This window comes from Streptomyces sp. NPDC000941 (genome assembly GCF_053599555.1).
In genome coordinates, this window is sequence record NZ_JBSFMM010000328.1 from 1 (window position 1) to 9449 (window position 9449).

Annotated in this window: 11 protein-coding genes and 6 pseudogenes; 10 read left to right on the top strand and 7 right to left on the bottom strand. The window is 66.9% G+C overall.

Annotated features, from left to right (window positions below; translation table 11 throughout):
• Positions 1-44: 44 nt before the first annotated feature.
• Positions 45-688 (top strand): annotated as a pseudogene (locus ACWDSL_RS49580) (integrase core domain-containing protein); the annotation flags it as partial.
• Between the two features lie 26 nt (positions 689-714).
• Here the strand turns inward: ACWDSL_RS49580 and ACWDSL_RS49585 are convergent.
• Both ACWDSL_RS49585 and ACWDSL_RS49590 read right to left on the bottom strand, forming a co-directional pair.
• A pseudogene (locus tag ACWDSL_RS49585) lies at positions 715-864 on the bottom strand (integrase core domain-containing protein); the annotation flags it as partial.
• A gap of 13 nt (positions 865-877) precedes the next feature.
• Entirely contained in the window at positions 878-1195 is a 318-nt protein-coding gene (locus ACWDSL_RS49590; protein ID WP_450495884.1) for a hypothetical protein, read from the bottom strand.
• On the opposite strand from ACWDSL_RS49590, the gene ACWDSL_RS49595 reads away from it, so the two are divergent.
• The 5 genes from ACWDSL_RS49595 (at position 1195) to ACWDSL_RS49615 (ending at position 3484) form a co-directional block, all read left to right on the top strand.
• Positions 1195-1701 (top strand): hypothetical protein, encoded by a 507-nt coding sequence (locus tag ACWDSL_RS49595; protein ID WP_450495886.1) that lies wholly within the window; start codon positions 1195-1197, stop codon positions 1699-1701. The genes ACWDSL_RS49590 and ACWDSL_RS49595 overlap by 1 nt on opposite strands.
• Before the next feature lie 87 nt (positions 1702-1788).
• Complete coding sequence (locus ACWDSL_RS49600; protein ID WP_450495888.1) at positions 1789-1926, top strand: hypothetical protein; 138 nt, start codon at positions 1789-1791, stop codon at positions 1924-1926.
• Positions 1927-1930: 4 nt separating this feature from the next.
• A complete protein-coding gene (locus ACWDSL_RS49605; RefSeq protein WP_450495890.1) occupies positions 1931-2182 on the top strand; it encodes a hypothetical protein in 252 nt (83 codons plus the stop codon).
• Between the two features lie 170 nt (positions 2183-2352).
• Positions 2353-2742 carry a hypothetical protein gene (locus ACWDSL_RS49610; protein WP_450495892.1) on the top strand — a complete coding sequence of 130 codons (390 nt, stop codon included), beginning with the start codon at positions 2353-2355 and terminating at the stop codon, positions 2740-2742.
• A gap of 139 nt (positions 2743-2881) precedes the next feature.
• Positions 2882-3484 (top strand): DUF4352 domain-containing protein, encoded by a 603-nt coding sequence (locus tag ACWDSL_RS49615; RefSeq protein WP_450495894.1) that lies wholly within the window; start codon positions 2882-2884, stop codon positions 3482-3484.
• A 199-nt stretch (positions 3485-3683) separates the two neighbouring features.
• On the opposite strand, the pseudogene ACWDSL_RS49620 reads toward ACWDSL_RS49615, so the two are convergent.
• Positions 3684-4694 (bottom strand): annotated as a pseudogene (locus ACWDSL_RS49620) (integrase core domain-containing protein); the annotation flags it as partial.
• Positions 4695-4761: 67 nt separating this feature from the next.
• Between ACWDSL_RS49620 and ACWDSL_RS49625 the strand changes: the two are divergent.
• From ACWDSL_RS49625 to ACWDSL_RS49635, 3 genes and pseudogenes are all read left to right on the top strand, one after another.
• Positions 4762-5667, top strand: a pseudogene (locus tag ACWDSL_RS49625) (transposase); the annotation flags it as partial.
• Between the two features lie 22 nt (positions 5668-5689).
• A pseudogene (locus ACWDSL_RS49630) lies at positions 5690-5875 on the top strand (IS701 family transposase); the annotation flags it as partial.
• A gap of 172 nt (positions 5876-6047) precedes the next feature.
• The gene (locus tag ACWDSL_RS49635; protein ID WP_450495896.1) at positions 6048-6425 is read left to right on the top strand and encodes a nuclear transport factor 2 family protein; all 378 of its coding nucleotides are present in this window, start codon (positions 6048-6050) and stop codon (positions 6423-6425) included.
• A 153-nt stretch (positions 6426-6578) separates the two neighbouring features.
• Here the strand turns inward: ACWDSL_RS49635 and ACWDSL_RS49640 are convergent.
• The 4 genes and pseudogenes from ACWDSL_RS49640 to ACWDSL_RS49655 form a co-directional block, all read right to left on the bottom strand.
• Positions 6579-6788, bottom strand: a pseudogene (locus tag ACWDSL_RS49640) (IS630 family transposase); the annotation flags it as partial.
• A gap of 122 nt (positions 6789-6910) precedes the next feature.
• Complete coding sequence (locus ACWDSL_RS49645) at positions 6911-7165, bottom strand: hypothetical protein (RefSeq protein ID WP_450495897.1); 255 nt, start codon at positions 7163-7165, stop codon at positions 6911-6913.
• Complete coding sequence (locus ACWDSL_RS49650) at positions 7122-7802, bottom strand: IS3 family transposase (protein WP_450495898.1); 681 nt, start codon at positions 7800-7802, stop codon at positions 7122-7124. The genes ACWDSL_RS49645 and ACWDSL_RS49650 overlap by 44 nt, the downstream gene beginning before the upstream one ends.
• Before the next feature lie 36 nt (positions 7803-7838).
• Positions 7839-8999: an IS30 family transposase gene (locus ACWDSL_RS49655; protein ID WP_450495900.1), complete on the bottom strand. Its 1161-nt coding sequence runs from the start codon at positions 8997-8999 to the stop codon at positions 7839-7841.
• Positions 9000-9048: 49 nt separating this feature from the next.
• Between ACWDSL_RS49655 and ACWDSL_RS49660 the strand changes: the two genes are divergently transcribed.
• Positions 9049-9285: a hypothetical protein gene (locus tag ACWDSL_RS49660; RefSeq protein ID WP_450495902.1), complete on the top strand. Its 237-nt coding sequence runs from the start codon at positions 9049-9051 to the stop codon at positions 9283-9285.
• Positions 9286-9449: the final 164 nt, after the last annotated feature.

Sequence of the window (9449 nt, forward strand, 5' to 3'; positions counted from 1 at the left end):
CGCGCAGGGCGGCGGCCTGCGCGGCACCTGGGATGAATCTGCCGATGCCGCTTTCAATCGTCACCACGCTGGTCCGGAACCTGATCAAGGTGCCCGCAGCGGTGCTGCGCAGCCGCGTGGCCAAGGATGCGGAGGTCTTGGCGTTGCGGCACGAGAACGCGGTGCTACGCCGTCAGATCGCCCGAGTCCGCTACGAGCCCGCCGACCGAATCCGGCTCGCCGTCCTTTCCCGGCTGGTCCCGCGGGAACGCTGGCGCCGCGTATTCTCTGTCACTCCCACCACGCTGCTGGCCTGGCATCGGCAACTCATTGCGCGGAACTGGACGTTCACTCAGCACCGCCGCCCCGGCAGGCCGTCCACCGCGCCCACCGTCAAACAGCTCATCCTGCGCCTGGCCAAAGAGAACAGCGCATGGGGGCACCGCCGTATACAGGGCGAACTCGCACGCCTCGGCTACCAGATCGCCCCGTCCACGGTCTGGGAGATCCTGCACGCGGCCGGCATCGATCCCGCTCCCCTGGCGCTCCGGCCCGACCTGGCGTGAATTCCTCCCCCGCCCAGGCCCATGGCATCCCCGCCGCCGACTTCCTCCACATCGACACCATCACCCTCAAGCACCTGTACGCCCCGGTCTTCATCGAACACGGCACCCGGCGTGTTCACCTCGCCGGCGTCACCGCGCACCCTGTGGGTGCCGGAAACCTGTGTCACCCCTATGCGACCTGCGTGTATTCGTGGATGAGGCTGCCGAGTCGATCGTGTCGATGGATGCGAGTGTTGTCGGTGGCGGTGGGTGGTTCGGGTTTGGTGGGTAGGTCCGGCGGCCGTTGTCCGAGGGATCGGTGTGGCCGGTGTTGGTTGTAGTGCTTTGCGTATTCACTGACGACGAGGCGTAGGTGGCGCTCTCCCGTGAATCAGGATGCGGTCGGTTGCCTCGCGTCGGCATGATCCGATCCAGCGTTCCGCGATGGCGTTCATCCGGGGCACCCGGGGCAGTGTTGGAAGGACGCGCACTCCGATCGCCTGGAAGACGGCGTCGAAGCTGTCGGTGAAGTAGGCGCTGCGGTCCCGGATGAGGAACCTGATCGACTCGGCATGGTCGCCCAGGTCCATGAAATAGTTGCGCGCTTGCTGGGTGATCCAGGGTCCGGTCGGGGTTCGCCGGAATGCTGGTGTACGGAACGCGATGGCCAATGTGGCCCGGTGTCGCCTGGTTCCTCCTCGCAGCCTGGCGCGCCGCAGCCCCGGACGCCGAGGCGGACGAGGAGCCCGAGGGCGAGGACGACGAAGAGGAGAGCTCCGGCGAAGAGCAGGAGGCCGCGCAGCCAGCCCCGGAGACGCCGCGCCTGCCGACGTGGGGCGAGCTGGGCGAGGCCCTCGCCCGGGTCGGCACACCGCACGCCCACATCGCTGTGCTCGCCGAGGACTTGGGCACCACCCCGGAGCGGGTGCGCGAGGCCCTGGACTGGTGCGGCGTGCCGGTGGAGGCGGCGCGGATGCGTGGGCGGGGCTCGTCGACCGGGGTGAAGGGCGCCGCTCTCCCCACCCCTCGCACCGCCCATGCGGATGTTGTTGCCGCAGGTCAGCCCGGCAACAACAACGACAACAACGCCCACGGGCCGATCGTGGAGCGCCCGGTCGAGGGGATGACGATCATCCGCGATCCGGCCGAGACCGCCCTGCGTAAGCACGCCGTCTGACGGCTCAGAACTCCGGGGCGGCCGTCCGCCTGCCAGCACCAGGCCGCCCCGGTTCCCCATCCTGATCACGAGACGAGGAGCCCCATCGTGGCACTCAAGCCCATGCCCATGAAGCCCGAGACGAAGCCCGACCCGAAATGGGAGACCATATACCAGGCATCGCACGGCGGGCACTACCCGAAGCCCGAACCCCGCACCCCCGGCCAGCCCAAGACGGGACGATAGCGACATGACGAAGCCGCGACTCACCGAACAAGAGCACGTAGAGATCGGCCGCATGCTGGCAGCGATGCAACGGCAACTCAACAGCCTGCACGTCCAGCTGGAGAACGCCTACCCTCGGCAAGGGTTTGAGGGGGCACCGGCGCGGAAGGTCGGACTCGTCGGGAGGGCGCTGGAGATCGCGCGATGCGAGTTGGATCACGCGCTGTTCCGTGACCATCCGAATGCTTCCACATCGGTGTACTACCCGCAGCGTTGACCGTTCGCTTGCCACACTGGCCCGAGGCCCTGCCGCGTCCCCCGTTCGCAGCGGGGCCTCCTTGGGGTCCGATTTCCCTCATCAGTCCAAGTTGAGCCCCATTCAGCGCTATATTCACAACGCGCGAATATCTCGCCAATACGCAACACATGTTCCATTAGGGGGGAAGTGTGTCCGACGCCTTGGGCTGGACGTACGACGAAACAGAGGCCCATGACGGGCTACTGGAGACGACACTGGGCCAACTCCGAGAAGAGCTCGGCTACAAGAAGCTCAGCAAGAACATCCTGGGAGAGATCACCGAAGCCCTCGGTAAGCAGGGGATGAGCTACTTCCCTCGAGAGATCCTTGACGCTCGCTGCAACACCGAACCCCGGCAGTGGGACAAGGTGTGGGTCTACATCCGCGACAACAGCACACGGGCTCGCGTCCTCGACGCTGCTCTACGCCCCGACGAGGCCAACGTGCGCAGCGTCCTCGACGGCCTGGTGGGAGGGGACTTGAGTGCCCTCACTGCCGAGGAGAAGCTGAAGTGCATCCGGGAGATCGCCAACGCGTAGCCCTGCTGGCCAATGCCGCCCCGCCCATGACCGGGCGAGGCGGCGGCATTTCCGACCGATCCCATGCACACCACCCCACACACCCGATACAGTGCCCATCCCCCCACACGCCACATCAGTACGTACCCAGGGGGGAACCATGCGCGTCCGCGCCTCCGTGATCGCCGCCGCCATCCTGTGCCTGTCGCTCACCGCGTGCGGCAGCAACGACGACAGCATCAGCATCAAGCCCAAGGCCGAGTCATCGTCACAGGCCGCGCCCACCAGCGAAGCCGCAGAACCGGCAGACGCCGCAGAGACCACGCCCCCATCCGAACAGCCTGAAACCGCTCGTGTCGGTGACACCATCACCCTCTCGGGCCAGGACGACGGCGAACAGCTCGACGTCACCATGAAGAAGTGGCTGGACCCCGCCAAGAGCGCCGACGAATTCACCACGCCCGCGGCCGGCAAACGCTGGGTCGCCGTTCAAATCCAGCTCACCAACACCGGCACCACCACGTACAGCGACAGCCCGTCCAACTGTATCCAGGCCGCAGACGCTGACGGCCAGCGGTTCGACGCCACCTTCGGCGACATCACCGCCGGCCCTCAGATGACATCCGACCTCAAGCTCCCCGCAGGTGATAAGGCACTTGGCTGGGTCGTCATCGAGGTGCCCAAGGCATCGAAGGTCGCCACGCTGCAGTTCACGATGAACAGTGGCTTCGCCGATGAGACCGGCCAGTGGGAGATCGGCTAGCCACACTCGCTACACTCCGTAGTTGCACAACGAGCCACCCATACCCCCACACTGACGCCAAGTCTGGCGTGCCCGGACACAGACAGACCACCCGGCCCCCGCCCACCAGCGGGGGCCGCGCTGCTTCCCCCTGGCGGGGCCCGGCGGACGGGAGGCCCCCATGTCCACCGTGTGCCGTTCAGAAGCCCGTCGCGGCAGGTCAGGCCGCATACCTGTACTCGTTGATCAGGCCGCTGAGGACGCGAGTCTGGAGTAGTCGTCGCGGAGTGCTCGAGTCAGTCAACGCTGCGACCTGGCGGTCACAAAGGGGCGGACGTTGCCCACGGGCCTGATGAGGGCGATGGCCATTGTAATGCCGGGAGTGGACGTCGAGGACGTGCCGAGCCTGGGCCTCATTCCAGATCAGCACGCGATCGAGGACTTCACGCCGCACTGTCCCGATGGCTCTCTCACAGTGCGCGTTCATCCGCGGGGACCGCGGGGCGGTCTTCAGGGTTTCGATGTCCTCGGCTTCGAAGACCGCGTCGAAGGACTCGGTGTATTTGCTGTCCCGGTCGCGGATCAAGAAGCGCAGCGACTTCAGGGACATTCCCTCGTGGAGGGCAAGGTTGCGGGCTTACTGGGCTGTCCACTGTGCGGTCGGTTGTGCGGTCACCCCGGCGACGTGGAGGCGGTGTGTACCGTGCTCGAGGAAGACCAGCGCGTAGACCCGGCGAAGATTCGCCAAGTCGATGTGCAAGAAGTCGCAGGCGATGATGGAGCCGGCCTGAGCCGTAAGGAACTCGCGCCAGGTAGGACTGCTGCGGCGGGGAGCAGGGTCGACACCTGCTGCCGTCAAGATCTTCCAGACCGTGGAGGCGCCGATCCTGTGGCCCAGCCGGGCGAGCTCGCCCTGGATTCTGCGGCAGCCCCAGCGCGGGTTCTCCTGCACCAGCCGGAGCACCAACCTCTTCACGGCTTCCGCTGTCGGCGGGCGGCCCCGCTTGCTTCGGCGCTCACTGTAGTCCCACCTGCGTGCAACGAGACGTCGATGCCAGCCGAGCAACGTCCCCGGCGTCACGCGGAACACCTGTGCCCAGCGCGGCCGGGGTATCAGCGAGGACAGTGCCGCGAACCACAGCCGGTCCGCCCACTCGTACCGCACCGGACCCGCGAGTTGCCTGCGTAGCACCACGTTCTCATGCCGAAGCACCAGCAGTTCGGCGTCCTTGCCATCCGGCGTTCGCGCATGACAGCGACCGGTGAGCGAGGCCTACCAGTTCATCGCCGCGGAGAAGGCGAACATCCTGCGCACCGACATGCACGCCCACCGACCACTGCCCAACGACTCCGACCTCGGCCGCGCGATCGCCATTCTCGCCCGCGCTCAGCAGGACTCGCTGTGGAACCGGCAGCAGCTGGCCAACCAGCTCCGATCCCTGCTACACGAGTACTACCCAGCCGTCCTGGACGCCGTCGCCACCTGGACCAACGGCTTGTGCCGCCCCGAGGCCCGCGAACTTCTCAAGGCCGCGCCGACCCCCACTCAGGCTGCGCGTCTGACCCGCACCCAGCTCCAGGCCGCTCTCAAACGCGCCGGCCGAAAGCGCGGCATCGAGGCGGAAGCCAACCGCCTCCGCGACGTCTTCCGCGCCCACTGGGCACACCAACCGCCACTCGTCGAAGACGCTCTCGGCAAGCAGATGCTCGCCCTGCTCACCCAGCTGGAAGCCGCCTGCACCGCCGCCGACCAGCTGGCCAAGGCGGTGGAAGAGGTTTTCCCTTAGCACCCGGACGCCGAGATCCTACTGAGCTTCCCCGGGCTCGGCATCCAGCTCGCCGGCCGGATCCTCGCTGAGATCGGCGACGACCGCACCCGCTTCACCGACGCCCGCGGCCTGAAGGCGTACGCCGGCTCCTCACCCGTCACCAGGGCCTCCGGCAAGAAGTCGTCCATCACCCGGCGGTGGGTGAAGAACGACCGCCTCAACCACGCCGGGTACCTCTGGGCCTTCGCGGCCCTGCGGCACTCGCCCGGAGCTGGGGAACACTACCGACGACGACGTGAGGTCGGCGACTGGCACGCGGCCGCCCAGCGCAACCTTTTCAACCGCATGATCGGCCAGCTCTACCACTGCCTGCAGCACGGCAAGCTGTTCGACGAAAACACCGGATTCCCCGCCGAAATCGCAGCTGCAGCTTGACGCTTTGGCGTCGTGAGGTGTCTACCGCGAACTCAAGCACGGCCTGGGCCTGGACCACTTCGAAGGCCGCTCCTGGAGAGGCTGGCACCACCACGCCACCCTGGTCACCGCCGCCCACGCCTTCCTCACCGAACAGCGCCTGGCCCCAAAAGCCGACACACCGGACTCACCCTCTACCAGACCCTCGACACCCTCCAGGACCTGCTGAACTGCTGGACCGGCATCTGCACCACCTGCCACCAACCCCTGCCCAGCAGAACCACACCAAGATCAAGACAGACCTAACGGAGTCCTACTAGTGCTGTGACCGGGATGGGCCACCGTGATCGGAAGGCGGCTCGCGGGACGAGCGCACGCGCAACGGCTGGTATTACTGGGGCATGCAGGAAGAGACGGCACGCTCCGCGATCGACACGTTCATCTCCGCGTTTAACGCCTTGGACGACAGCTATGTGACTGCGCTGCTCTCCCAGGCCCTGACCTCGGACGTGGTCTTCTGGGGACCGTTGGGCCGCAGTGACGGGATCGAGGCGGTCGAGCGGTTCGTGCTGGACATCCGGCGCCACCCCGCGGGGACCGGCACGATGGTGCGCTGTTCGGCGGTGGACATGCCGGGCGAGTGGGCCCGGTACCAGTGGGTCTTCACGACGCCGGATGGAGGCCCCCGCCTGGCGGGAACGGACGTCGTCCATCTGCGGCGGAGCCTCATCGACCAGGTCATCGTCTTCGCGGGGGAGATCGAGCCGTCCGCCTCCTGAGTCATTCTCCTCTGGCGCCGCCCTTCTCCTGAACCGGCCCCGTTCGGGGCTCCGGGTCTGCCCAGCCGAGATCATCTTCACAACGCTTCGGTCGTCCGCGCTTGGCCACGAGCGGACCGATGATGCGCTGTGGCTGTGTAAGTTCGCGGTCGGTCAGGCTGCGGTGTTGAGGGGGCGTCCGCCCCAACGGATGCCCTTCTCGCTTCGGATGCGGGCGCGTTCCTTGCGTTCGGCGGCCAGGACGTCGCGGTGGCGGGGGTTGGCGTTGCGCCAGCGTAGATAGGCGTGCAGGGCTCGTGTCTGCACGGTGTGGTTGGGGTGGTTGGAGTTGGCGATGGTGAACTGCCTCAGCGGTGAAGGGTGTCAATATTCCAATCAGGCTGCTGAGCTGGGCGTTTCCTGTGGATGGTGAGGCAGCCGGGGTGGCATGGTGTGGTACTCGTTGAGCAGTCTGAAGTTCCCCCGTGATCCTGGACACTCTTCTTCTACGCTGCGAGTGTTTGGTCGTTGCGGAACCGCTGTCGTGCCTCCAGGGGTGCGAGGTACCCGAACACGGGATGTTTGCGCAGGCGGCGCCGGTTGTAGAACGTCTCGATGAACGCGAAGACATCGGCGCGGGCGGTGGCCCGGTCCGGCCATACGCGGGTGCCGATCTCTTCCTTGAGTACGGCCCAGAAGCTCTCGGCTGCGGCGTTGTCAAAGCAGGAGCCGGTCCGGCCAGTGCTCTGACGAAGTCCCAACGCGTATTTCATCGCGGAATTCAGCGGAGGTGTATTCGCTTCCGCGATCGCTGTGCGTGATGCAGCCGGGTTCCAGGCTGCCGCGGCCGTGGGCCATCCGCAGCGCGTCGACTACCAGCTCGGCGCGGTGGTGGTCGGCCATCGCGTAGCCGACGACCTCGCGGGTGGCCAGGTCCAGCCAGCAGGCCAGATACAGCCAGCCCTCGCCGGTGGGCAGGTATGTGATGTCCCCGACCAGCCGGGTGCCGGGGCGGGTGGCGGTGAAGTCCCGGCCGATCAGGTCGGGCGCCGGTCTCACCTGCCGGTCGGGCCGGGTCAGCGACCGGCGTCTTCGGCGTGTGACACCGGTGATCCGGCGTTCGCGCATGATCCGCTCCACCCGCGTGCGGTTGACTCCCTGGCCCAGTCCCCGCAGTTCAGCGTGCACCCGCGGAACACCGTAGGCGCCCTTCGAGGCCAGGTGGATCACGGTGATCTCGTGAGCGAGCGCATCATCGGCCCGCGTCTTCGCCTGCCGGGCCTCCTCCGTCTTCAGCCAGGCATAGAACGAAGAGCGGACCACGCCCAGGAGACGGCACAGCAGGGCCACCGGGTAGACAGCCTTCTCCGCGGCGATGAACTGGTAGGCCTCGCTCACCGGTCGCTGTCCTGGGCGAAGAAGGCCGCCCTAGGTTCAACCCGTCGGTGCAACGGTGCCCGCGAGTTTATCAGCGGGAGTGAAATAGCCGAGGGTCTTGCGGGGGCGGGTATTGAGTTTCAGCGCGACGGCATCGAGGTCGGCCTGGGTGTAGCCGGACAGGTCCGTTCCTTTGGGAAAGTACTGCCGCAGCAGTCCGTTAGTGTTCTCATTCGATCCTCGCTGCCAGGGGCTCTTCGGATCAGCGAAGTAGACCTTCACATCGGTAGCGATGGTGAACCGCTTGTGCTCCGCGAGCTCCATACCGCGGTCCCAGGTCAGTGATGCCATCAAGCCCTGTGGCAGCAAGCGGACTTGACGGCTGAGGGCGTCCACGACACTGGCGGTGTCCTTGCCGGCCACCTGGACCAGCATGACGAAGCGGGAGTGCCGCTCGACCAGGGTCGCAATGTGGCTGTTCTTCGCGCCGGTGATCAGATCGCCCTCCCAGTGGCCGGGCACTGCACGGTCCTCGGCCTCAGCGGGCCGTTGCCGGATCGAGACAGCGTCACGGATCTGGCCGCGCTGCTGGTCGGCAGTGGAGGCATTCTTCGAGCGGCGCATCGTGCGCCGGCGCCGCAGGTGGCTGGTCAGTTCCTTCCTCAGCACCCCGCGGGCCTGGATGAACAGGCTGCGGTAGATGGTCTCGTGCGACACCCGCATACCGTCCTCCGCCGCGTATGTGTGGGCAAGCCAGCCGGAGATCTGCTGCGGCGACCAGTCGTCGGTGAGCTTGGCGGCCACCACATTCCGCAGAGCGGGATTGCGCTGCAGCAGGCACGGCTTGGGATGCCGGGCGTTGTCCCAGGCCCGTTCATCGGCCACGGCGGCCCGGTACTTCTTCCGGCCACCGTGACGGCCGACCTCCCGGCCGATCGTGGAAGGATGGCGTCCCAGCCGGGCAGCAATCGTCCGGAACGACTCGTCGGCCGCCAAGCCGCGGGAAACCTCCTCCCGCTCGGCAAGCGTCAATGCCACTGCCGCCCGCGTTCGCTGAGCTGGCGCATAGCCACCGTTGGCGGCGATCACACCGTGGATCGATCCCGGCACCTTGCCCAGCGCGCGACCGATCTCACTCAGCGACTGGCCGTCCCTCCACCGCTGCCACACCTCACGCTTCTGCGCGTCCGACAGCCCCGGCCGCCCAATCCTCGCCACCCAGCAACACCTCCGGCACCTGTTCTACCTGGGATGTTGCACCGACCCCTTGACCACACCACGACACCTGCGCACGGTCCTCACCACCTACGCCGAGCACTACAATGCCGGACGATCCCACCGCAACCTCGGCCTGCGAGCACCCGACGACGACCCGAAGGTCATCCCCCTGCCCGCTGCCACGGTCAGGCGCCGCCAGGTACTTGGCGGACTGCTCAACGAGTACCACACCATGCCACCCCGGCTGCCTCGCCATCCACAGGAAACGCCCAGCTCAGCAGCCTGATTGGAATATTGACACCCTTCAGGCGCCATGACAGGCATGCTCTGGGTCACCCGGCTGCAGGCGATGCGCGTGCCGCCGACGGCGGTCTCTCGACGGCGACTTCGACCACGTCGCCGTCCAGAGGGCTCGCACGCCGCAGTCCTGTGCCACTCGAAAAGTCATCG